The 22,982-nt window shown below is 40.6% G+C and carries 18 protein-coding genes; 10 read left to right on the top strand and 8 right to left on the bottom strand.

All coding sequences use genetic code 11. The features are described from left to right. The first annotated feature begins 178 nt into the window (after positions 1 to 178). The 3 genes from IZT61_RS18775 to IZT61_RS18765 are packed head-to-tail and all read left to right on the top strand — an operon-like array spanning position 179 to position 3,217. Complete coding sequence (locus IZT61_RS18775; RefSeq protein WP_196098554.1) at positions 179 to 1,408, top strand: nucleoside permease; 1,230 nt, start codon at positions 179 to 181, stop codon at positions 1,406 to 1,408. A 55-nt stretch (positions 1,409 to 1,463) separates the two neighbouring features. Beyond that, positions 1,464 to 2,336: a TIM barrel protein gene (locus IZT61_RS18770; RefSeq protein ID WP_196098553.1), complete on the top strand. Its 873-nt coding sequence runs from the start codon at positions 1,464 to 1,466 to the stop codon at positions 2,334 to 2,336. A gap of 11 nt (positions 2,337 to 2,347) precedes the next feature. After that, positions 2,348 to 3,217 carry a sugar phosphate isomerase/epimerase family protein gene (locus IZT61_RS18765; RefSeq protein ID WP_196098552.1) on the top strand — a complete coding sequence of 290 codons (870 nt, stop codon included), beginning with the start codon at positions 2,348 to 2,350 and terminating at the stop codon, positions 3,215 to 3,217. Positions 3,218 to 3,490: 273 nt separating this feature from the next. On the opposite strand, the gene IZT61_RS18760 is transcribed toward IZT61_RS18765, so the two are convergent. After that, positions 3,491 to 6,028 (bottom strand): lamin tail domain-containing protein, encoded by a 2,538-nt coding sequence (locus IZT61_RS18760; protein ID WP_196098551.1) that lies wholly within the window; start codon positions 6,026 to 6,028, stop codon positions 3,491 to 3,493. Between the two features lie 49 nt (positions 6,029 to 6,077). Here IZT61_RS18760 and IZT61_RS18755 point away from each other — a divergent pair, with 49 nt between their 5' ends. The 3 genes from IZT61_RS18755 (at position 6,078) to dacB (ending at position 9,902) form a co-directional block, all read left to right on the top strand. Further along, complete coding sequence (locus IZT61_RS18755; protein ID WP_196098550.1) at positions 6,078 to 7,067, top strand: aspartate-semialdehyde dehydrogenase; 990 nt, start codon at positions 6,078 to 6,080, stop codon at positions 7,065 to 7,067. A gap of 233 nt (positions 7,068 to 7,300) precedes the next feature. Beyond that, positions 7,301 to 8,425 (top strand): ATP-binding protein, encoded by a 1,125-nt coding sequence (locus IZT61_RS18750; protein ID WP_196098549.1) that lies wholly within the window; start codon positions 7,301 to 7,303, stop codon positions 8,423 to 8,425. 70 nt (positions 8,426 to 8,495) lie between these two features. After that, positions 8,496 to 9,902: a D-alanyl-D-alanine carboxypeptidase/D-alanyl-D-alanine endopeptidase gene (gene dacB, locus IZT61_RS18745; protein WP_196098548.1), complete on the top strand. Its 1,407-nt coding sequence runs from the start codon at positions 8,496 to 8,498 to the stop codon at positions 9,900 to 9,902. 285 nt (positions 9,903 to 10,187) lie between these two features. Here dacB and IZT61_RS18740 read toward each other — a convergent pair whose 3' ends face one another. Further along, entirely contained in the window at positions 10,188 to 12,548 is a 2,361-nt protein-coding gene (locus IZT61_RS18740) for a mechanosensitive ion channel family protein (protein WP_196098547.1), read from the bottom strand. A gap of 254 nt (positions 12,549 to 12,802) precedes the next feature. Here IZT61_RS18740 and IZT61_RS18735 point away from each other — a divergent pair, with 254 nt between their 5' ends. From IZT61_RS18735 to IZT61_RS18725, 3 genes are all read left to right on the top strand, one after another. Further along, positions 12,803 to 13,624: an alpha/beta hydrolase gene (locus tag IZT61_RS18735; RefSeq protein ID WP_196098546.1), complete on the top strand. Its 822-nt coding sequence runs from the start codon at positions 12,803 to 12,805 to the stop codon at positions 13,622 to 13,624. Between the two features lie 601 nt (positions 13,625 to 14,225). Continuing rightward, the gene (eno, locus tag IZT61_RS18730; RefSeq protein WP_196098545.1) at positions 14,226 to 15,521 is read left to right on the top strand and encodes a phosphopyruvate hydratase; all 1,296 of its coding nucleotides are present in this window, start codon (positions 14,226 to 14,228) and stop codon (positions 15,519 to 15,521) included. Positions 15,522 to 15,696: 175 nt separating this feature from the next. Next, positions 15,697 to 15,993, top strand: coding sequence for an FtsB family cell division protein (locus IZT61_RS18725; RefSeq protein WP_196098544.1), 297 nt, complete (start codon positions 15,697 to 15,699; stop codon positions 15,991 to 15,993). A 109-nt stretch (positions 15,994 to 16,102) separates the two neighbouring features. On the opposite strand, the gene IZT61_RS18720 is transcribed toward IZT61_RS18725, so the two are convergent. Further along, a complete protein-coding gene (locus tag IZT61_RS18720) occupies positions 16,103 to 16,714 on the bottom strand; it encodes a trimeric intracellular cation channel family protein (RefSeq protein WP_196098543.1) in 612 nt (203 codons plus the stop codon). Positions 16,715 to 17,026: 312 nt separating this feature from the next. Further along, positions 17,027 to 19,111: a hypothetical protein gene (locus tag IZT61_RS18715; protein WP_196098542.1), complete on the bottom strand. Its 2,085-nt coding sequence runs from the start codon at positions 19,109 to 19,111 to the stop codon at positions 17,027 to 17,029. Between the two features lie 154 nt (positions 19,112 to 19,265). Here IZT61_RS18715 and IZT61_RS18710 point away from each other — a divergent pair, with 154 nt between their 5' ends. Continuing rightward, the gene (locus tag IZT61_RS18710; RefSeq protein ID WP_196098541.1) at positions 19,266 to 20,000 is read left to right on the top strand and encodes a L,D-transpeptidase family protein; all 735 of its coding nucleotides are present in this window, start codon (positions 19,266 to 19,268) and stop codon (positions 19,998 to 20,000) included. Between the two features lie 215 nt (positions 20,001 to 20,215). On the opposite strand, the gene fabG is transcribed toward IZT61_RS18710, so the two are convergent. From fabG to IZT61_RS18690, 4 genes are all read right to left on the bottom strand, one after another. Continuing rightward, the gene (gene fabG, locus IZT61_RS18705; protein ID WP_196098540.1) at positions 20,216 to 20,959 is read right to left on the bottom strand and encodes a 3-oxoacyl-[acyl-carrier-protein] reductase; all 744 of its coding nucleotides are present in this window, start codon (positions 20,957 to 20,959) and stop codon (positions 20,216 to 20,218) included. 195 nt (positions 20,960 to 21,154) lie between these two features. Next, complete coding sequence (locus IZT61_RS18700; RefSeq protein ID WP_230383764.1) at positions 21,155 to 21,364, bottom strand: GIY-YIG nuclease family protein; 210 nt, start codon at positions 21,362 to 21,364, stop codon at positions 21,155 to 21,157. Between the two features lie 129 nt (positions 21,365 to 21,493). Next, the gene (locus IZT61_RS18695; protein WP_196098539.1) at positions 21,494 to 22,222 is read right to left on the bottom strand and encodes an acyl-CoA desaturase; all 729 of its coding nucleotides are present in this window, start codon (positions 22,220 to 22,222) and stop codon (positions 21,494 to 21,496) included. A gap of 132 nt (positions 22,223 to 22,354) precedes the next feature. Next, positions 22,355 to 22,852, bottom strand: coding sequence for a cupin domain-containing protein (locus IZT61_RS18690; protein WP_196098538.1), 498 nt, complete (start codon positions 22,850 to 22,852; stop codon positions 22,355 to 22,357). Positions 22,853 to 22,982 lie beyond the last annotated feature (130 nt).

Here is a 22,982-nt window from a genome sequence, read left to right as displayed (position 1 = left end):
GTAGAGGGGTAGAAAGGTTGAGGGTAAAGGGTTTTCTTTCCAACGCAAATGCCTTAAAGCTTTTAAAATTTGCACTACAAACCCTACACCCTTTAAGCCTTAAAATAAACCACAAGCCCAAAAGTCCTCCCCTCTGGGGAGGATTTAGGTGGGGCTCTAAAAACCATATATAAACCAAATGAATACCATCACTCGTTTTAAACTCTCATCCATGATGTTCCTCGAATTTTTTATCTGGGGCGCATGGTTCGTAACACTAGGTACCTTTCTGGGGAAAAATCTGTTAGCCAATGATGTTCAGATCGGTTCGGCCTATAGCACACAGTCGCTCGGTGCCATCATCGCACCCTTTATTATCGGTTTAATTGCAGATAAGTTTTTCTCTGCACAAAAAGTACTGGGCATTTTACATTTAGTTGGCGGCGTATTACTTTGGGTGGCAGGAACATCGCTGAATTTCGAAGCATTTTTCCCATTCATTTTGGGATACATGATCGCTTTTATGCCCACCCTTGCACTAGTCAATTCCATATCGTTTAAACAGCTTAAAGATCCCGGCAAGGAATTTCCATCTATACGTGTTTTTGGAACCATTGGTTGGATCATTGCCGGATTGGTAATTGGATGGTTGAACTGGGAACAATCTGGAAACCTTGTTTTGACGTTCAAAATGGCCTCTGTTGCCTCCATCGCGTTAGGTGTACTCAGCTTCTTTTTACCGCATACCCCTCCGGTAAAGAAAGGTGAAAAAACCTCTATCCGCGATATTTTGGGCTTAGATGCCCTTGGCTTACTTAAAAACAAGTCGTTCTTGTTATTTTTCATCGCATCAATTGCAATCTGTATTCCTTTGGCTTTTTATTATAATTTCACCAATCCATTTCTTAATGAAGTGGGAATGAAAAAAGCAGCAGGTGTGCAGGCTTTAGGTCAGGTTTCTGAAACCTTGTTCATGTTATTAATGCCGTTGTTTTTTGCTCGTCTTGGCGTAAAAAAAATGCTGGCAATAGGTATGATAGCGTGGGTTGTTAGGTATGTATTCTTTGCATTTGGTAACGCCGAAAGCAACTATTGGATGCTAATCGGTGGAATTATTCTCCACGGAATTTGTTACGATTTCTTCTTTGTTACAGGCCAGATTTATACAGATAGGCTTGCGGGAGAAAAATTTAAAAGTGCCGCTCAAGGCTTTATTACCCTGGCAACTTACGGCGTTGGTATGCTAATCGGCTCGATAATTTCGGGCATGGTTGTAAACAAATACGCTGTTCCGGGAACTCACGACTGGCACACCATTTGGTTAATTCCTGCGGGCATTGCCGGTGTTGTGGCGCTATTTTTCATCCTGTTTTTTAAAGATAGAAATGTAGCCCAAACCCAAATTCAGGCAGAAACACAGCAGCGATAACAACCAAAACAGATAAGCAGGTTTTAGACCTGCTTATCTGTTTAAAATCTAATATATGCTTACAAGAAGAAATTTTTTATTAAGCGGCAGCATGGCTGCGGCCGCTGCACTTTTGGTACCATCGTTTGCCTGCATGGGCAGTAAAAAGAATGTCGGTCTGCAACTTTACTCCCTACGCGATGAATTGCCTAAAGATGTTAAAGGAACGATTGAAAAAGTGGCAAAAGCTGGTTTTAATCAGGTAGAAGCTTATGGCTTTTCTATTAAAGATCAGTTTTGGGGTCTTGATCCTGTAAAGTTCAAACAGCTTTTAGATGATAACGGGTTATATGCGCCAAGTGGACACTATGGATTAACCGACTATTTATCAACTGGTGATCAAGCCGAATTAGAAGAAGCAATTGTTGCTGCCAAAATGTTGGGAAGCGAATATATAACCATTCCCTGGCTTAATGAAGAGATCAGAAAAACTGCCGACGATTATAAAAAGGTTGCTGAAAAAATAAATGTGGCCGGTCAGGAATGCAAAAAAGCAGGACTGAAATTAGCCTACCATAATCATAACTTTGAATTCGAAAAGCAGGGCGAAACCAGCGGATATGAGATCCTTTTGGCAGAAACAGATAAAAATCTGGTCAATTTCGAACTGGATTTATATTGGGTGGTACGTGCCGGGCACGATCCGATAAAACTATTTAAAGAAAACCCAGGTCGTTTTACCATGTGGCACGTGAAGGACATGGATAAGGCCAATCCAGATTTAAATGCTGAAGTAGGAACTGGATCAATCGATTTTAAACCGATTTTTGCTGAGGCCAAACTTTCGGGCATGAAGTATTTTTTTGTTGAGCACGAAACCAATTATAAGCCAAACCCGGTTGCATCGGTTACCGCAAGCTGCGCTTATATCAAAAAGGAATTAATTTAAACGTTGTAGCTATGAATTCAAGAAGAACTTTTTTAAAGCAGGCTGGGTTAGCAGCAAGTGCTACTCTGCTTATTCCATCTTTTGCTTTTAATAAAGCAAATAAAAATGTGGGCCTGCAGTTGTACACACTTCGAGATCTTTTACCCAAAGATGTAAATGGCGTGATCGAAAAAGTGGCCGGGGCAGGCTATAAAGAAGTAGAAACTTATGGTTTCGCTAACGGAAAGTTCTGGAATTTATCTATAAAGGAGTTTAAGACGTTACTTGATGCCAACGGATTAAAAGCACCAAGTGGCCATTACGGGATGGACGAGTTTGCAAAAACCGGTAAAACCGATAAGCTTAAGGCAGATATCGATTCTTGTGCAGCAATTGGTGGAAAGTATTTCACCATCGCTGGGGCACATGTCGACATGAGCAAGGGTGCGGATGGTTTCAAAAAAACAGCATCCGACTTTAACAAAGTTGCCGAAATAGCCAAACAATCGGGTTTAAAGTTTGCCTACCATAACCACGATTTCGAATTCAAAAAACTCGATAATCTTACAGGGTACGATCTTTATCTTCAGGAAACGGATAAAAACCTGGTTAATTTCGAAATGGATTTGTATTGGGTGGTGCGCTCTGGCAACGATCCGCTTGCTTTCTTTAAAAAATACCCCGGGCGTTTCCCAATGTGGCATGTTAAGGATATGGATAAAACCAAGCCAGAACTGAATACCGAAGTTGGGAAAGGTTCCATAGATTTTAAATCGATCTTTGCGGGAGCCAAACTGGCGGGAATGCAACACTTCTTTGTAGAGCACGAAAATAACTATCAACCCGACCCAATCGGATCGATAAAAACAAGCTGCGATTATATAAAGGCGAATTTGGTTTAGTATATGCCGTCATTCTGACGAAGGAAGACCTGCGAAACAAGCGTGAGTACCGCTAAAAAACAGCGCTTACCATGAATAATCTCTAACCGATTATCACGGGAATCCAAATTTCCAGCTACGCTCACAATTTTGGTTTGTGGTCTCATTGACGCTAGCATTCCGTAGCTTGGGGGTTCTTCACTAGGTTCAGAATGACAGTACGCCTAATTCAACTTTGCTGCCAGCACACAAGTATTCCTAAAGCGCTTCGCAGTTCCATTTAAATCGAAAACGTCAAATAGGATAACATAAATCCCCTCCTGCTTTTTGCCCGTTTTCATTTAAGCCGTCCCAGGTTAACCTTCCTTTTGTACCAATGGTTTGATTTTTTAGCAACCTGCGGATCAATACTCCTTTGTCTGAAAATACATTAACCGTGGCCAAATTTGCATTTTCAGCAACCTGATAATCCAAATTCATCACATCTTCAAAGCCATCGCCGTCAGGCGAAAAAGTTTTAGCTGCTATCTCGACAAAATCTACATCACCATTGGGTTCTTGTGAGTTTTTATACGTTGGCGTTGCGAAACCAACAGAAGCCGCAGCCGACTTAAAATTTCCAACATCGTTGGCGCCTTTCAAAAAGGAAACACGCTCGAGCGAAACACCGTCCGCATTCTGCAGCAAGGGCATTTTCATTTTGTCAGTGTAATCAAAACGATCAATCATTAAACTTCCACTCAACAATATCACCGTTCCCTTGTCATTATTGTAAACGGGCAAAGTCTTTAACTGAATAAAATGATCTGGATTTTCGCAAAAGTAATTGGACTGAATACTTAAGGTATTTGTACTAATCACCCAATAGCTTTTCGATTCAATAAGCATGCTTTTGGTCGACAATACGTTAATGTTTGCGGGCGCACCAGCCGAATCGGCATTCGCCAGTTGCAAGTCCTTCATATCGAGAACATGATCGGTGTTATTATAAATCTCTACGAAATCTACACTGCCAGCTTTAGGGTTAAACAGCACCTCAGAAATGAGCATATCGTGGACGCCGATTTTCTTCGCGATAAATAATTTGGCCGAATTGGCAGCCGGGCTTACTGGATTACCAGCGCAATCGGTAACATTGCCAACCGTTAAAGTATGTTCAACACCTCTCGCAAATGGTGCCGCAAACTTAAGTGTAACGACCTCGAAACCCTGTAATTTAACACTTGCAGATGATGGATTGCCAATTCCATTGTTCATTACATAATGATCCGGTTGCGCCGCAGATAAACTATCTACGGGCTTAGAAAATTCTACTTCAATCGTAACGCTATCAATTATCGTTGCTGATAACAGCTTCGGAACCGCTGTACTTATTTGTGATCGATAAACTGAATTTTGTTTCCCCGGTGTGCCCCCGGCTGCATCGGTAGAAGCCGACCAGTTTTGTATTCCCCGGCAAATGTTTTTTGGATCAATAAGCTCCAGAGAGAAACCACCCTTTTTCTTCACATCATCCTTATACCAGCTATCAAAATAAGCAACTTTGTCAATTACTCGCCCCGTATGATCACTTAATGTAAGGATATCCTTATCGTTGTTTAAGCTTGGCCAGGGCGACAGCGGAACAGTCTTTCCGAAAGGCTTAAATAGACTTTCATCAGCCTTTGCACATAGCACAACCAGTTCGTTCGGGCTTATAGTGTCAATACCGAAGGTAAATGACGAGGTTTGGTCGGCAAGTTTCCAGCCTTGCGTTAAAATGTATTCATCTGTAGAATTCCAAATCTCTACAAATTCCTTTTGAGGCAAACCAGGGCTGCCCGATGGGTTTGCGAAAATTTCGTTGATCACCACATCGCCATATTGCGCTGTGTAGGGCTTTATATATTTGAAAACCGCTTTGCTATCGGTGGCGATGATATTCCCTTTTTTATCTTTCACATTATTCACAACCAAAGTGTATGCACCCGATAGAAACTTTTTAGCATAAGCTAATCTATAAACAGTTGCCGCAGCGGTTGTACTCACATTTATTGGAGATCCATAGCCATTAGACAGACTGTAGTTACTTAAATCGGATGCAGAAGTTGCATCCAAAGGTTCGGAAAAGGCGACGTCTAAGTGTACCGAATCAACGCTCGTAACGCCAATCAATGTTGGTGGCGTACGATCAGGAACCAGGTCATCGATCTTAAAATCGTCAAAAATATACTGATTAGATCTCGAAGCGGTTGCATACTTACAGAAAACGCCAGCATAGGCCGAAGTAGTGAAAGTATTGTCAAAAACATTTCCCTCGAGGCTGAAGCTATTACCACCCGTAACATCGCTGTACAGGTTCCATTTGCCTGCCTCGTCTCTTGTTACCTTGATTTTAGCGAGGAACAGATTGTTGGCCGCCCGGGTTTTTTGTGGTCCAGTAATAAGTCGCGTTGTAGCTGTTTTCGTTTGTTTATATAAGTGCAATCCGTCTGTTGTGCCGGCCTCCCCTATTTGAACAAAATAGCCATTTAAGCTTCCTTTCAGGTTTTCCTGGTCGGATGTTAAATAGATACGAACGAAATTGGTTGCTGTTGGATCGAAATTAAGCTGCACTAAAAACTCCCAGCTTGCGTTTAAACTGAACTGGCTTGGGGTTGATAACGCAATGGTTTGCGAGGCAAGCTGTTGCCCTTTGGCCTGCAGCCGCATTTTTGCATTGACTTGAAAATAATTGATATCGCCATTCCACGCCGGATTTTTGGAGAAATCGCCGTCAGAAAACGAATCGAAAACCTGAGAAAAAGCAATTTTAGAAAATAACAATAGGGATATAAGCAGAATTTTCTTCATATTTGGGCTTATATCAAATGTTTAATAAATATAATAATTAAATTTTAAAATGAAAGTAGCAGTAGTAGGTGCCACCGGATTGGTAGGTACCGTAATGTTAAAAGTATTGGAGGAAAGAAATTTCCCTTTGACAGAGTTGATTCCCGTAGCATCAGAAAAGAGTGTTGGTAAGGAAATTACTTTTAAGGGTAAGAAGTTCCCAATCGTTAGCATGGATACTGCAATTGGCATGCGTCCGGATATCGCTTTGTTCTCTGCGGGTGGAAACACTTCACTAGAACATGCTCCCCGCTTTAAAGAGGCCGGAACAACGGTTATTGATAACTCTTCGGCATGGCGTATGGACCCGGCGATTAAATTAATTGTTCCTGAGGTTAATGCGCACGAGCTTTCTATCGATAATAAAATTATTGCTAACCCCAACTGCTCTACCATTCAAATGGTGGTGGTTTTGAAGCCTCTGCACGATAAATACAAAATTAAACGTGTGGTGGTTTCTACTTACCAGTCGGTTACCGGAACAGGCGTTAAAGCTGTCGATCAGTTAATGAACGAGCGTAATGGCGTTGATGGCCCGAAAGCTTATCCTTACGAAATTGACTTGAACGTTCTTCCACATATCGATGTTTTCATGGATAACGGATATACCAAAGAGGAGATGAAAATGGTGAAAGAAACCAACAAGATCATGAGCGATGACAACATTAGGGTTACGGCAACTACTGTTCGTATCCCGGTAATGGGCGGTCACTCAGAATCGGTTAACATTGAGTTTGAAAACGATTTTGATTTAGCTGAGGTGCGTAGCATTTTAGAGAAATCGCCGGGCATTATCGTTGTTGATGATGTAGCGAATTTAAAATATCCAATGCCAAAAGATGCGCATGAAAAAGATGAGGTTTTTGTTGGCCGTATCCGCAGAGATGAATCGGCGCCAAAAGCCCTAAATCTTTGGATTGTTGCCGATAACTTACGTAAAGGTGCTGCAACTAACGCCGTTCAAATTGCGGAGTATCTTTTGCAAAAAGAATTGGTTTAATGTTTAACCTAAAAGCTTTTTAACTTTATAGGATTTAATTTATATTAAGTGATGTATAATGCATCACTTTTTTTTATGCCTATGACTAAATAAACCAACCTTAAAACATATAAAAAAGTGATCGTAATCACCGAATTATATATAATTTAGTGACTACGATAGCTGAATTATATATAATTTAGTGATTAGCAATAAGTTTTGTGCTATATTTGGTAATAGATAAAAATACAGAAATGATTATCCGAACTCTGCAAAACCATGTTGAATCAAAATTTTTTAAACAAAAAGCAATTATTATAACCGGTGCAAGGCAAGTGGGTAAAACCACTATGTTGAAACAATTGGTAAAAAAAATGGAATTGCCTTTTGTTTTCTTAAATTGCGACGAAGCGAATATCCGTACTTCATTAGCGGATATAAGTTTAGAGCGATTGAAATCGATCATCGGCTCCAACAAAATCATTTTTATAGATGAAGCACAGCGGGTTACCAATATCGGCTTAACTTTAAAATTGATTGTCGATAATTTTCCAGATGTGCAACTTTTGGTTACAGGTTCCTCATCATTAGATTTAGCAGTTGGCATAAAGGAATCGTTAACAGGAAGAAAATTTGAGTATCACTTGTTCCCATTTTCAGTAGCCGAACTTGTTGAAGATACGAATGTTTTAATTGAGGAACAGGCATTAGAAAAAAGATTGATTTATGGCGCATATCCTGATGCGATCAACTATCCCGGAGAAGAACGGGAACTCTTATCAAATTTGACAAACAGCTATCTCTTTAAAGATATTCTATCACTTGCAGATATAAGAAAGCCTTTGCAGCTCGAAAAACTGGTACAGGCTTTGGCCTTACAAATTGGCAGTGAGGTATCGTATACAGAACTTGGACAAATGATTGAGGCTGATAAGTTGACGGTAGAACGCTACATTGATTTGTTAGAACAGTGTTTTGTTGTATTCAGACTTGGAGCATATAGCAATAACCTACGGAATGAAATAAAAAAAAGCAAAAAAATATATTTCTACGATACAGGAGTGCGAAATGCTGTGATCGGAAACTTCAACAGCCTTGGGCTGCGACAGGATGCCGGTCAACTTTTCGAAAATTATATTGTTTCTGAGTATGTTAAAGCAAATAACAACAAAAGAAAACTTGCCAAATACTATTTCTGGAGAAGCTTTCAACAACAGGAAATTGATTTGGTAGAAGAGATTGATGGTAAGATAAATGCTATTGAAATTAAGTGGAACGAGAGTAAAAAAGTTAAATTTCCTACAACATTTCTGGATGCATATCCAACTAATGAAACCGTTGTTATAAACAAGTCAAATTATACCCGGTTTTTGGCTTAAATATTGTTAATTGGTAGAAACCTATGCCTTTGTTACACGCCATTTTTTTCATTTCGTGTAATTTTGTCAAATGAAATTTTTCAAGCCGACCTTATTCTTTATTCTTCTATCTGTAAATTGTCTTGCTCAAAGTCGAATTCAAAATCTCGAAAAGGCGTTTAACAATTTGTTGGCCGATGAACAGGCCAGACATGCCATCACATCGCTTTGCGTTTTAGATGCGACTACAGGAAAAGTGCTTTTCGCTAAAAATGAGCAGATTGGTTTAGCTACCGCCTCCACGTTAAAAACAATTATCGCAGCAACCGCATTTAGCATTTTGGGTAAAGATTTCCAGTTTCAAACTACGTTGGCCTATACAGGAAACATTACCACCGATGGCACGCTAAATGGAAATTTAATTATCATTGGCAGCGGCGATCCTACTTTGGGCTCGTGGCGATATCAAAACAAAGAGAATGCGGTTTTAACGCAATGGGTTTCTGCAATAAAAACTGCGGGAATTAAAAAAATTGAAGGCGCCATAATTGGCGATGACCGGATTTTTGGAACGCAGACCACGCCGGAGGGCTGGGTTTGGCAAGATATTGGCAATTACTACGGCGCCGGAACGTCGGGGTTGGCGTGGCGAGAGAATCAGTTCGATATTCATTTGCGCCCAGGCACCAGCACAACCGATAATGTAAGAGTTGTAAAAACCGTTCCTGAAACGCCATATATCCAAATTGTGAACGAACTCAAAACCGGTGCATCTGGCTCGGGAGATCGAACCTATGCTTACCTTCCCCCCTATGGCAATCTTGCTTACCTGAGGGGTACCTGGGGAATGGGAATTGGGAAACCTGGCATTTCGGCTGCCCTTCCCGATCCAGCTTTTGACTGCGCCTATCGTTTACAAGATACATTGAAAAGATTAGGTATTGCAAGCAGCCAGCAGCCTACTACCACAAAGTTAATGGCGCTGAATAATCAACCCATTCCTGTGGTTACTCAAAAAATAAGTACCATTACCTCGCCTACCTTGAGCGAAATTGCTTATTGGTTTTTAAAAAAGAGCATCAACCTATATGGCGAAACACTGCTAAAAACCGTGGCGCTAAAATTGGGGAAACCTGCAACAACCGCAAAAGGAGCCGAAACGGAAATTAGTTACTGGGCAAGCAAAGGCATCGATAAATCGGCACTGAATATTATCGATGGCAGCGGACTTTCACCTGGCGACAGGATAACCACATCGGCAATGGCGAGTGTGTTGTTTCAGATTCAAAAAGAAAATTGGTTTCCCGACTTTTACAAGGCCTTGCCAGAATATAATGGCATGAAAATTAAAAGTGGAACCATAAATGATGTTTCGGCGTTTGCGGGTTACCATACCGATGCGAGTGGAAACAAATATGTTATCGTGATCAACATCAATAATTATAGCGGCAGCGGAATAAACAAAAAGCTGTTCAGGGTATTGGATGAGTTGAAGTAAGGTTGTGCCAAAGGCATCCCCTTGGGAGTTAACTGGTTTAATTATATAAAACGGTGGCCTTTTTCCAATTCACGAATTTTGAACTTTGCTTTTTCTGGTAAGAGATAAATCTTCGACCAAGTATTGCCGGGTTCAAAGTCCGCAAGGTTGGCATGAAATATCTACACCGATAAAGAATCGGCCCTCGAGATGAAGGCTGATGGAGGTGCGTTCTTTTTTAACGTCATTTCAACCTTAGCTTATCTGCTAAAGGAAAAATCTGTTTCCTAAAGAACAAATACCAACTTACAACGGCCTTACCTGGAGTTTAATCCCCGCTTCGGTTAGTGTCTTTTTAACCTCAATCATGGCCTCAGTCCTTACTTCCCCTGCCACCGAAAGGTCGGCCACCCAAAACATGGTTCTTATTCCGATTGCATATTCGCCAAAATCCTGAACAATAATTGCAGGTTCGGGCAGTTGCAGAATCCTTTCATTTTCGGCCAGTTTATCGGCAATTAATTCGCGGGCATTTTCGATATCCGTTTCATAAGCGGCACCAATGGTAAACTCCACACGTTTGCTTCTGTCTTGCATCGTCCAGTTTATTAAATGCTGCGAGAGCAAATCGCCGTTTGGCACAATAATATCAGCGCCTTCGGCGCTATGGATTTTACTTGAGCGTACACCGATCTCCTTCACTACCCCTGCTTTAGTGCCAATTTCGATTTGATCGCCAATTTGAATGGGACGCTCAAAAGCAATTATGATTCCCGAAACGAGGTTGTTCACAATGTTTTGAAGGCCAAACCCGATACCAACACCTAAAGCGCCAAGCATAATCGAAAGTTTATCGATCGGAATACCCGCTGCCGCAACGGCGATGATGAAGCCAACCGTCCAAATGGCTAAACGTATAATCAGCATCATCGAATTTAAGCTGTTTCGGCTACTTCCGGCAACGCCGGCTTCCTGGCTAAAAAAGAAACTGATAAAGCTCGATATTACGGACGACAGCCAAAGAATACCGATAAAAATCCCAATACTGAAAAACGTAAACTCGTAAGTACCCAAAGTTCTTGTTTGGTAAAAAAACTGCGAAATGGCGTTGACCAGGAAATCGTAAAGCGTAATATTACGCATCAGCGAAACGAAGAACACAACGATTGCAAAAACCCACAGATACCCCTGCAAACGCGATTTAATCCCCTTGTAATTAATAAAGTCAGAAAATCGACTCGATTGATAGGCTTCTGTTTGCAGGTAAACAGCCTCTAAAACAAGTGCGCAAAATACTTTCAGGCTTAAGCCCAAAACCAAACACTGTACAGCGCTTACGCCGAATATTTTCGCCAATGATAAGCGGCCCGTTAAATTGAATACCATCGATAAAACGACTTGAAATATGGTGAAAACCAGCAAGGCCGTGGTTGCTGGTGAGGGTTCGATGCGGGAGAAAAGCTTATCCTTGTTCCTTAGTATTTTAATACAAAGGAACAATAGCAAACAAGCAGCAGCAAACAGAATCCAGCGCTCTGCGAACGCCGAATCGAGCAAAATATCGTCTAACGCGTAATAAACCCACAATACGGAAAGGCCGTACAAAACCAGCTTCCCAGGCTTTGTTAAAAAAGGGTTCAGCACAAAACATAAGGCTATTAATCGGCACAATTCAATGGCATGCTGCAATGACATGGTCGGATTTCCGAAAAGAAACGGAATGTAGGTAAAAAAAGCAAAAACCGAAGCAAGGACAACGCCCCTCTTCAAAAACTTAAGTTGCGATAAAATACTTCGCGAGTTTTTGAGCTGCTTAACGCGACGCATGTTAGAAAGCATCCAACCGGTTAATATTGCAAAAATTAAAATACTAAGCACTGAGATGCCAATCTTTCCGCCGAGATAGATGACTATAATTTTCCATGAGCGATCGAAAGCCTTCAAAATGACCTCCGAAAAAGCATTCTCGTATTGGTTCGACTTTGCCTTAAACAAGGGCGCTTCTTCCTGCGACCACATATCGATCTTTTTCGAGATGGACAAATAAACCATGTCTGATGATAGATTTTTTGCCTGTAAAAGGTTAACCGAAACGTGGCTGCTCAGCAAGGTTATTCTCCTTAAAATATGCTTTTGTGCTGTATCGAGTTTTTTTCCTTCGAGCAAAACATCTGCCAGTTGGCTTCGCAAAGTAGCGTCTTGCACCTTGCCTTTTAACGTAACATCAGTTAAAATTCCGTGTAGCGTGCCACTGCTTTTACTAAGTTGATCATAATATCCGCTTAAAAGTGTTTGGTAGGCCATTAAATGGTCGGTTACTTCGTTAAGGATAATTACGCCGCTATTCAGCGTTCGCAGGTTGAGTCTATTATTTTTATAGTCAAATTTAGATTTGATGGATTTGATCTGCTTTTCTATTGCGGGCAATGCATGTTCAATCTTCTTAATATCGTAGCCACGCTGCAGCAAAAACTTACTTCGATCGATTGTGAAGTTGTAACTTTCTACCTTCGATACCAGCAGAGGAATTTGAGATTCGTTAATCTTGCCCGATTTAAGCGTCAAAGAATCGGTTTTCTGTTGTGAAAACACCGGGAATGGCAATTGCAACGCGGCTATAATCAAAGCAGCAAACACACAACGTTTCTTAAAACTTGTCAAGTTCATTTTCGAGAAAATTTGTAGGATGTGTTTGTACGGCCAATACAACAATAAGGAAAATCAAATTTAGGATTAATAATCAACTAATCGGCAGCAAAACTTTTTAAATCAGCCACTTTACTATTTTGCTTTTCCGCGCTGCCTGGCGATCGATTACTAAAAGCTTTAAATAATTTTGAGCATAAGTTAGTAAATATGCAACTGCATTAACAACGAATAAACTGCAAACAGAACGGCGAAATTAAATGTTTGATGAAAACATGGATACAAAGATGGCAAACCGGGCAGATTATACTGAACAAGAAACAGAAAACTACAGCTTTGGCGATCATGTACACGTGGTTGACCCAACTTTTTATATTCCTCAATTAGATAAATACCGAAAAATATGGATTTACCTGCCGAAAAGCTATAAACACGGCGAAAAGAAGTATCCTGTAATATACATGCAAGATGGCCAAAACCTGTTTCATGCATCACCTCCACGTAATGATGAATGGGCTGTTGATGCGGTAATGGACGGCTTGATTCGCGAGGGTGCAAAAGAAGCGATTATTGTGGGGGTAGACCACGCCGGCGAAGATAGGTTGAGGGAGTACAATCCATACGATAGCGAACATGGCAAAGGCGAGGGGCGTGCGTATGTACAATTTCTGGCAGAAACCCTGAAGCCTTTTATCGATTCGGAATACAGAACATTTAAGGATGCCAGGAATACCTCAATTGCAGGCAGTTCCATGGGCGGTTTGATTGCCATGTATGCCATTATAACCTATCCGGATGTGTTTGGCTCGGCAGGCGTTTTTAGCCCTTCGTTTTGGCTGGCACCAAAAATTTACGATGATGTTGAAGAAAAATCTGCGTTATTGAAAAACAATAAGGTCTTTTTTGTGGTCGGTGATAAAGAAGGAAGCGCTATGGTTCGGAATATGAAGCGCGTTTACGATATTTTAAATCCAGATGGTAAAAACACAAACGTGGCATTTTTAGAACGGGCAGATGGAAAGCATACAGAATGGTTCTGGCATCGGGAATTTGTTTCTTTTTATCAGTTTATTGCTCCTTTATTTTCAGTTGAGTGAAGTTAAGGGTGTTGAATGCAAATCTCTGGATTCTTTGCCGCCAGTTTCAACTCAATATTTTTAGTGATATAAAACTAAGAAACATTGTCCAACATGAGCGCCCGCCCAATGTCATTTAGTTAAGGATAAAATTATAGAACATTGTCACCCTGAGCATTTCGGCTTGAGCTTGTATTGAGCGTAGTCGAAATGCTCAATACAGGCTTAGTCGAAGGGCGGATGTTAATGGTTCTATCCAATAAAGAGGTCTTCGACTGAGTTTATCTTGAGCGAAGTCGAAAGGCTCAGACTGACACCCGTCCAGCTTAACTAAACGAACGACATTGAGCGTCCGCCTGCCCGGCCGGGCAGGGAGTCGAAGGGCAGATGTTGATGAGATTTATCCTAAAACAAAAGTCTTCGACTCCGCTCAGACTAACAGCTGATGGGCTTAACCAAATAGCATTGAGTTTCAACTGATGGAGAACTAGCCTAATTAGCACCTAATATTAGCGCTTAAAACGCTTTATTTATTTAAAAATTATACTAACTTTGAAGTTATGCTTAGTAATTGTACTTTGTACACTAAGCGGGTTAAAAAATCAACAAAAAATAATTAAAAATGAGCATAATCGTTAATGTCCATGCCAGACAAATCCTCGATTCGAGAGGCAATCCAACAGTAGAAGTAGAAGTAGTTACAGAAGCAGGCGCATTTGGCCGTGCAGCTGTTCCGAGCGGTGCATCTACTGGGCAATATGAGGCTGTTGAATTACGTGACGGAGATAAATCTACATACTTAGGTAAAGGCGTTTTAAAGGCCGTTGAAAATGTAAATACCAAAATTGCTACGGCTTTAAGAGGTGTTGATGTTTTTGAACAAAACGCAATTGATAAATTAATGCTGGAGCTTGATGGTTCCGAAAATAAGGGCAATTTAGGTGCCAACGCCATTTTAGGTGTTTCGTTAGCGGTTGCTAAAGCGGCTGCCGATGAAATTGGCCAACCGTTATACCGTTACATTGGCGGTGTTAATGCCAATACACTGCCAATTCCGATGATGAATATCATCAATGGTGGTTCGCACTCTGATGCTCCGATCGCTTTCCAGGAATTTATGATTATGCCTGTTGGCGCACCATCATTTTCTGAAGCTTTGCGTTGGGGAACTGAGGTTTTTCACAGCTTGAAAAAGATTTTGCACGATAGAGGATTATCTACTGCTGTAGGCGATGAAGGTGGCTTTGCCCCTACTTTCGATGGCACTGAAGATGCGATTGAAACCGTATTAAAAGCAATTGAAACTGCAGGTTATAAACCAGGTTCTCAAATCTGTTTGGCTTTAGATTGTGCTTCATCTGAGTTTTACAAAGATGGTAAATACGATTATACTAAATTTGAAGGTGCTACTGGCGTTATTCGTTCAAGCGAAGAACAGGCGCAGTATTTAGCTGATCTTTCTGCAAAATATCCAATTATCTCTATTGAGGATGGTATGGACGAAAACGACTGGACAGGCTGGAAAAGCTTAACTGATAAAATTGGAGATCGCGTTCAACTAGTGGGTGACGATTTGTTCGTAACGAACGTTACGCGTTTACAACGTGGTATCGACGAAGAAACGGCAAACTCTATCCTGGTAAAAGTTAACCAAATCGGTTCTTTAACTGAAACGATCAATGCGGTTACCTTAGCTCAAAACAGTGGCTATACTTCGGTAATGAGTCACCGTTCGGGCGAAACTGAGGATGTTACCATTGCTGATTTGGCTGTTGCGTTAAACTGTGGCCAAATTAAAACCGGTTCGGCCTCTCGTTCTGATAGGATTGCAAAATACAACCAATTGTTGCGTATTGAAGAGGAATTGGGCGAGAATGCTCGTTTTATTGGCTCAAAATTTAAATACGCGAAGAAATAGTTTCCGTCGGTTGAAACCGACGGCAATGAATTGTTAACAAGTTGAAAAAATGAGTTGCAGAACATCCGGAGATTTTAAATCTTCGGATGTTTTTTTATACATTTACGTCATTGCGAGGTACGAAGCAATCTGCAGTTGAGATTGCCTGGTACACGTAATGACGAATTTGAAAACTATGAAACGTTTAATAGATCTTTTCCGCAATAAATACTTTCTTGCAACAGCTGCTTTTGCGGTGTGGATGTTATTTTTTGATAAAAACGACATGATGTCGCAATTTGAATACCGCAGCCAGGCTAACAAGTTACAAGAGGAAAAGGAATATTTTGAAACTGAAACGGCTCAGGTAAAGAAGGATTTAAGCGAACTGAGCAACAACCTGGGTTTGGCCGAAAAATTCGCCCGCGAAAAGTACTTCATGAAAAAAGACAATGAAGATGTTTTTGTAATTATCCGCGAAGAGAAGAAATAGTTCAGTTGGCAGTTGGCAGTTGGCAGTTCTTAGTTCTCAGTTCTCAGTTGCAATAGGCAATTTGACCAATGAACCAGTGACCAATGAACCACTGAACTAATGAACCTTCTCAATAAACCAACTTTGGAAGCGTCAGCTTGTACTTAACAACGATAATTCTCAAAACAAAAATAAAAGCAATTACGATCAGCTTAATTAAGGTTAAATCGACTTTTAAAAAGGCAAGCAAATAATAAAGCAACCCTCCTGCGATACAAACTGTGGCATAAATTTCCTTTCTAAAAATCAGCGGAATTGTGTTTAACAGTGTATCTCTAATAATCCCTCCGAAACAGCCCGTAATGGTACCCAAGGCAATACAAATACCCGGAGCCAGGCCAAAGTTAATTCCTTTTTGCAACCCTAAAACGGTAAACAGCCCAAGCCCCAAACTGTCGAACAAAAACAGCGTCACCTTAAACTTTTTAACTTGCGTTTTAAATAAGATTGCTCCTATTGAGGTAAACAAGATGATTAAACAGGTTTGAATATCCCGCATCCAGGCCACGGGCGTATCACCAAGAAGCAAATCTCTTACCGTTCCGCCTCCAATTGCCGTTACAAAGGCAATAATAAGTATGCCGAAAGGATCCAATCGCTTTTGCATGGCCGAAAAAGTGCCCGACATGGCAAAGGATATGGTTCCTAAAATTGTGATAACCTCCGACGTGCCTAAATTCATATTCTGATATGTTACACTGATTTAGTATAAACCTGAGTTCGATTAAGACACCACGTCATTCCCACGCAGGTGGGAATCTTAATGCGGTGCGCTGTTTTTTGAATTAAGATCCCCAGCCAAGCTAAGGATGATGACCGTTCATATTAAATATTAAATACGAACCCAAAATATGTACTTTAACTATCGAACTCAGGTTATAAGTAGCAAGAATCAAGTATTAAGACGAAGTATCTAGCCTTTCAAATTTTCGCTTTTGTCTTTCGCCTTTTAGCTTTCACCTTATACCCTCAACCTTTCTACCTTCTACCTCAGTTAAATTTCTCCGTTTCTCTTCCTTAAAAACCATTCTATGGTAAGTAAAATCAGTATCAGCGCAAACAACCATTTGATATTGATCAGCTCATTATACTTGCGATCCTCGTAACTGATCGTTTTAACGTTTTCGCTCTTTACTATCTCATCTACAATGTTTAACAAGTTGGCCGGCATCAACAGTTTTCCGCCGCTTTGTTGTGCAATTGTGTTCAACAACTGATGATTGGCCGTTGTTTGCTGAAATTCGGCTATTAACGTGTTTACATAAAAACTTCCAGATGCGGTAAATTTCTTTCCGCCTAAAGCGCTGTTTGCAACGTAAGTATAATTTCCTGCTGGCATGCTACCGGCATCCAGAAAATAGCCATTTTCAGTTTTCGAAAACACATAGTTAAAGGTTTTTCCTGCCTCGTTTTTTACCTGAACGTTAACTTCTGGTTGGTTTACGGGCTGATAGCTCTCGTTGTATAATGTTGCGTTAAACTGAATAGCTTCATTTTCATCGTAAGCCGCTTTGGAGGTAAACACCTTAAACTTCCGCTTATCATCTTTTACTGATAAATATTGAACCGTTTGAGAAATCAGGTCGTTCAAGGTCGAAGTTTCGTTCTCGCTCTCTCCTTCAGCCAATCGCCAGCGCCAAAGGCCCTCGCCCATTAAATAGGCTGCCTTTGATCCGTTTTCATCAGTAAAAAACAACATTGGCTGCTGCGTAACCACTTTGCCAATGCGCTGATTAAATACCGGTATTGCGCCTGCATTAACAGTTAACCGGCCAAAGGGCATTAACAGGGGATCGAAAGCAGAGAATTGCTTTTGATCAGCTTCCGATACGTTAAAACTAGTAAACCCACTCACGAATTGCGGGTAAACCTCCTGAAGAGCGCCGGTTGCAGCGCTTAAATTAACCTGGGTTTGGATTTGATTAAAAGCATTAACGTTAGTTTGTGCACCCAAAATGTACCAAACGGGTTTTTTGAGATCGGCGATTCGCTGTAGAAACGACGTGGAGGTGTTTTGCAGATCGGGGATTTGATACAGCACGATCAGATCGAACTTTGATGGGTCTGTTGAAGCCAGTTCGTCGGCCAAAGCCAACTTCGCCTCATAATGTTTGTTTACCGAAATGGCCGATTTGAGAACGCCCAAATCGGGATGCGGCGCTGCAGCAGCCAACAGTACTTTTTGCCGGCCATCAATCACCTCGATATAAAAGGTTTGCGAGTTGTTTTTAGTGGTAATTTCGTTTGAAACGGTGCTCAGCTGAACAGTATATTTCTGAATGCCTGTTTTACCGGCATGTAGTTTAACCGGAATAGATTTTACATACGAACTGCCATTGATTGCGATGTTTTGCTGATGAATTTTTGTCTTGTTTTGATTTACGGTTAACGATGTGGTTTCGTTATCGCTTTGAAACGCCTGAACCTGAACTTCAACAGTAAAATCATCATCCAGATAAACAATATTATTATAGTTTACATTGGCGATTAAAACATCACGTTTCGGAACGCTATCGCCCAAAGCTACCGTATAAATCGGCGCATTGATTTGATTAATGTTGTACAGCGGATTGCCCCCATGGTTAAAAATTCCATCGGTTGCTAATACTATAGCTCCAACATTCCGGTTTGTGTATTCATCTTTAACTTTCTGAAAAAAAGCTGAGGCATCAGTAAGTTTTCCTTGGTTATTGAAATCGAAACCCTCACCAACCGAATCGCCAAAATTGTAGGTACGCACTTCGTACTTATCTGATAATTTGTCCCTTAGCGTTTTCAGGTTTTCTTGATACCTCTTCTTGTCGAAGCCAGCAGGCTCAATTTGTCCTACAGAAAGCGAATTATCTTGTCCGATGATGATGATCGGCTTATCTAAAGTATAATTAATCGTTTTAATTAATGGCGCAAACAGCAGCCAGGCCACGGCTGCAACAACAATTACTCTAATGGCCGCTAAACCATACTGCAGTTTTTTATCTAAATTTTTATTTCCCCGATACAGCAGCCATGCATACAACGCACCCAACGCAAGGCAACCAAAAAAATACAAAATAGAAGTACCAGCAAAATCGCCATTCATATTTTATAAAGATGCTAATTTTGGCGAAATTTTCAAGGCGTTGAGGTCAACTTTACCACTGAAGCTGATAAATAGCTTTTTGCAACCGAATGAATTTGTAATCGTTTGCTGTTCATTTCTACTTATTCCTTAGCTTTAGCCAAACAATCCCTAAATGAAATTAATTTACTTCACACTGCTCTTATTTATTAGCACAATGGCCAATGCACAAAATGATTTTAAAGCGGCTCAAATCAAGTTTGAACGGGTAAACGATGCTTATGAGAGCAAATGGGAAAGTTTAGCGCAAAGCATTAAGAGCGCTGGTTATAGCAAACATTTTTCGATGCTGATAAACGCCTACAAAGCAGAGGGGAAATTAGAGGTTTGGTTGAAGCGCAACTCCGATAAGCATTACGCTTTATTTAAAACCTACGATTTTTGTGCGCACTCAGGCACGCTGGGGCCAAAGGTTATCGAAGGCGACAAACAAACGCCTGAGGGCTTTTATTACATCAACGTTTTTAACCCGGTGAGTAGCTTCTATTTATCGCTTGGCATTAACTACCCAAACTCGGTAGATTCGGCAAGAACCGGCGAGGGCAAAAAAACCGGAGGAGACATTTACATCCACGGAAACTGCGTAACAGTTGGCTGTATTCCATTAACCGACGAAAAAATTAAAGAACTGTATGTGCTCGCCGTTGAAGCAACCAATTCTGGCCAGAAGAATATTCCCGTCAATATCTATCCATTCAAAATGACAGCTGAAAACTTTAAGAAATACGCCATTCAGTTTTCCAAACAAGAAGCTTTTTGGAAAACGCTACAGCCAGGTTATTTAGCTTTTGAGAAGCATAACCAAATGCCTACCATTAAAGAAATTAAGGGAAATTATGTGATAAGATGAGTTTAGGGTTTAGGGTTTAGGGTAAAGCCACTCATATTGTTTATTTTTTTTAAGCTTTTGAGAATAAAAAGGAGAAGTAAGCCCCTCAAATTTGAAGTTCTCGCCTAGATAGACTAAACTGGAAGCAAAAGAAGTCAAGTTTTTGAAACTTGACTTCTTTAATGTTAGTTGAAGGAAAACCTTCTACCTTAAACCTTAAAACCCTCCACCTCTATTTACAGCATTCCGCCGCAAACCGATAAAGTTTGGCCCGTAACATAAGCGCTCATGTCGGATGCTAAAAACACGCAGACATTTGCAATATCTTCAGTTTCACCAGCACGCTTTAACGGAATGTCTTTCTCCCAACCAGCAACAACAGCGGGGTCTAAAACCTCTGTCATTTCGGTACGGATAAAACCCGGGGCAACAACGTTAGCACGAATATTTCTCGATCCCAATTCTTTGGCTACAGATTTTGTAAATCCAATAATACCAGCCTTAGATGCCGCGTAATTGGCCTGTCCCGCATTACCTTGTACCCCAACCACCGAACTCATGTTAATAAAAACACCTTTGCGTGCTTTCATCATTACTTTCGAAGCTGCTTTGGTTACATTGAAGATCGATTTTAGGTTAATGTTGATTACATCATCCCAGTTCTCCTCACTCATGCGCATTAATAAACCATCTTTGGTAATTCCAGCGTTGTTTACAACAATGTCTATTGTGCCGAACTCAGCAACAATATCATTAACCAATTTCTCCGCCTGATCAAATTTAGATGCGTCTGAACGATAGCCTTTAACTTTTGTGCCAAAGCTTTGCAATTCTTGTTCTAAAGCTTCGCCTTTTTCAACCGATGATAAATAGGTGAAAGCTACATTAGCGCCCTGTTCTGCAAATTTTTCTGCTATTTTACGACCAATACCTTTAGATGCTCCTGTAACCAGGGCGGTTTTTCCTTCTAGTAATTTCATTCTTTTATTTTATTATTGTCATCCGATAGCTACCGGATCGCGGTTGTTATTGTCAGTCTGAGCCTGTCGAAGACCACTTTTAACAGCTTTTAACTACACTATCTATTTTTCCTTTTTAAAATTTGAAAGCCTCACAATTTCATCCCAGTCTTCTTTAAATAACGCTTCTTTTTTCTTTCTGTTCCACCCTTTAACTTATTTCTCAAATTCAATTGCATGTTCAATTTGGTCAAATCTTTTGTAATATCTTAAAACGACTGGTCTTCTCGTAAATGTATAAGCAGAAATATTTTCGCCACTATTATGTTGTGATATTCTTACTTCTAAATCATTAGTTACACCAACATAGTAGCTCTTATCTGAGCACTCTAATATATAAACGAAGTAGTTATGTATTGCTGGCACGAGAACATTTTGATCAGTTGAAGTTACAAAAAATTATTTTATAGATGGAAGTCACGTTGAGCTCGTCGAAACAACTTTAATTGTCCTTCGACAGGCTCAGGATGACAACGGTCTCGTCAAAGCCAAAAACTAAACTTTCCTGATCTTGATAATCTTCATCCAATGCAATGCCTTCATTACCGGATACGTCGGGTCGAACTCCCACCATTTGGTTGCGAAGTTGGGGCTATTTGGTTTTTTGTGATGGTTGTTTTGAAATAACTCTCCCATGAGCAGAAAATCCCAGGGCAATGAGTTCTTGCTATGGTCGTCATTGTCATGATTAGAATAGCCATATTTATGCCCGCACCAGTTTACTATGGCTCCATGCAACGGACCCATTAAAAAATGGATGGGCAATAAAAGAAACAGCCACCAGTGGTTGGCAAACATAATGTAAAAGCCTATGTAAAATAAGCCACATCCTATTCTCCAGAACCACGAATCGCCAATGCGATCGATTAAAGGCCACTCAGGGTAGTTGCCACGAAAGGCGGGCTCGGGCTCGATCTTAAAATGAAGATAATCCATATACATATTCTTCGTTGCAATCATCATCCCGAAAACATCTTTAAAAAAATGAGGTGAATGTGGGTCTTTCTCCGTGTCGCTATAAGCGTGGTGCATGCGGTGCAAAATAGCATAGGCCCGTGGATTCAAAAAAGACGATCCCTGGGAAATTAATAAAAGCAGATAGAAGAATTTTTCCCAGAAAGGCCCCATCTTGAACATCTTGTGCGATGAATAGCGGTGAAGAAAAAATGTTTGGCTAAATAATGATAGGAACCAATGGCAAAGAAAGAAAAGTAAAATAATCATGTAAATGGTGTGTGTATACTTATAAACGTAATAATGCTACGTTTAGTTTTGGCGGCTAGCGGCCAACAAAGTGCGAACGTTAGGATAAGGTGAATCCCACCTTTGTTTGTTGGCAGGATTCGAAAAAGGATATTATCTTCCGAAGTCGTCTTGTACGCGTACAATATCGCTTTCGTCTGATGGGTTTGAGGCATCGGTATGTTGCCAAATTTCTGCTACAACGCCCCAATCGTCTAAACCGATTAAGCGGTGGCGCTCGCCTTGCTGCAACTTAATCTGATCTTTTGGTGCGTATTTTTTCACTTCGCCCTCTTCGTCAGTTTCGCTGGTTTTAATACCAACTGTACCTGTTACTACTTGCCATATTTCGGCCCTGCGGTGGTGATATTGCCACGATAAACGGGTATTTGGTGCAACAATTAAAATTTTTGGGCTTAATTTACCGCCAATTTTTAAGCTTTCTACATCTAATCCGTCAAAATAAGTATCGGCAAATTGTTGCGCCTGTGCTTCATCAATTACAAAGAAACCTCCCCACGGGCGGGTTTCATCGCGGTTTACTACATTAAAACCTTCAATTTTTAAACGTTGAGCAACGCTATCGAATATATTCTTTTTGTCGTTTTCCATAATTGGTGTAAAAATAATGCTAATTAATTAAAAATGTTCTTTCTCGGCGTTTATTTTTCGAGCAATGGTTATGTTGAGTTATTTACAACCGAACCCTCCAATTAAAATAGCCCTAAATGACTATTTGGGT

Origin of the sequence: Pedobacter endophyticus (genome assembly GCF_015679185.1) — a bacterium.
In the GTDB taxonomy this organism is placed as follows: Bacteria; Bacteroidota; Bacteroidia; order Sphingobacteriales; family Sphingobacteriaceae; genus Pedobacter; species Pedobacter endophyticus.
This window is presented reverse-complemented; position numbering and strand designations above follow the sequence as displayed.

What these genes read in the sequence shown, in the direction of transcription:
- IZT61_RS18775 (WP_196098554.1), top strand. Translation starts at nt 179, where the DNA reads ATGAATACCATCACTCGTTTTAAACTCTCATCCATGATGTTCCTCGAA.
- IZT61_RS18770 (WP_196098553.1), top strand. Translation starts at nt 1,464, where the DNA reads ATGCTTACAAGAAGAAATTTTTTATTAAGCGGCAGCATGGCTGCGGCC.
- IZT61_RS18765 (WP_196098552.1), top strand. Translation starts at nt 2,348, where the DNA reads ATGAATTCAAGAAGAACTTTTTTAAAGCAGGCTGGGTTAGCAGCAAGT.
- IZT61_RS18760 (WP_196098551.1), bottom strand. Translation starts at nt 6,028, where the DNA reads ATGAAGAAAATTCTGCTTATATCCCTATTGTTATTTTCTAAAATTGCT.
- IZT61_RS18755 (WP_196098550.1), top strand. Translation starts at nt 6,078, where the DNA reads ATGAAAGTAGCAGTAGTAGGTGCCACCGGATTGGTAGGTACCGTAATG.
- IZT61_RS18750 (WP_196098549.1), top strand. Translation starts at nt 7,301, where the DNA reads ATGATTATCCGAACTCTGCAAAACCATGTTGAATCAAAATTTTTTAAA.
- dacB (WP_196098548.1), top strand. Translation starts at nt 8,496, where the DNA reads ATGAAATTTTTCAAGCCGACCTTATTCTTTATTCTTCTATCTGTAAAT.
- IZT61_RS18740 (WP_196098547.1), bottom strand. Translation starts at nt 12,548, where the DNA reads ATGAACTTGACAAGTTTTAAGAAACGTTGTGTGTTTGCTGCTTTGATT.
- IZT61_RS18735 (WP_196098546.1), top strand. Translation starts at nt 12,803, where the DNA reads ATGGATACAAAGATGGCAAACCGGGCAGATTATACTGAACAAGAAACA.
- eno (WP_196098545.1), top strand. Translation starts at nt 14,226, where the DNA reads ATGAGCATAATCGTTAATGTCCATGCCAGACAAATCCTCGATTCGAGA.
- IZT61_RS18725 (WP_196098544.1), top strand. Translation starts at nt 15,697, where the DNA reads ATGAAACGTTTAATAGATCTTTTCCGCAATAAATACTTTCTTGCAACA.
- IZT61_RS18720 (WP_196098543.1), bottom strand. Translation starts at nt 16,714, where the DNA reads ATGAATTTAGGCACGTCGGAGGTTATCACAATTTTAGGAACCATATCC.
- IZT61_RS18715 (WP_196098542.1), bottom strand. Translation starts at nt 19,111, where the DNA reads ATGAATGGCGATTTTGCTGGTACTTCTATTTTGTATTTTTTTGGTTGC.
- IZT61_RS18710 (WP_196098541.1), top strand. Translation starts at nt 19,266, where the DNA reads ATGAAATTAATTTACTTCACACTGCTCTTATTTATTAGCACAATGGCC.
- fabG (WP_196098540.1), bottom strand. Translation starts at nt 20,959, where the DNA reads ATGAAATTACTAGAAGGAAAAACCGCCCTGGTTACAGGAGCATCTAAA.
- IZT61_RS18695 (WP_196098539.1), bottom strand. Translation starts at nt 22,222, where the DNA reads ATGATTATTTTACTTTTCTTTCTTTGCCATTGGTTCCTATCATTATTT.
- IZT61_RS18690 (WP_196098538.1), bottom strand. Translation starts at nt 22,852, where the DNA reads ATGGAAAACGACAAAAAGAATATATTCGATAGCGTTGCTCAACGTTTA.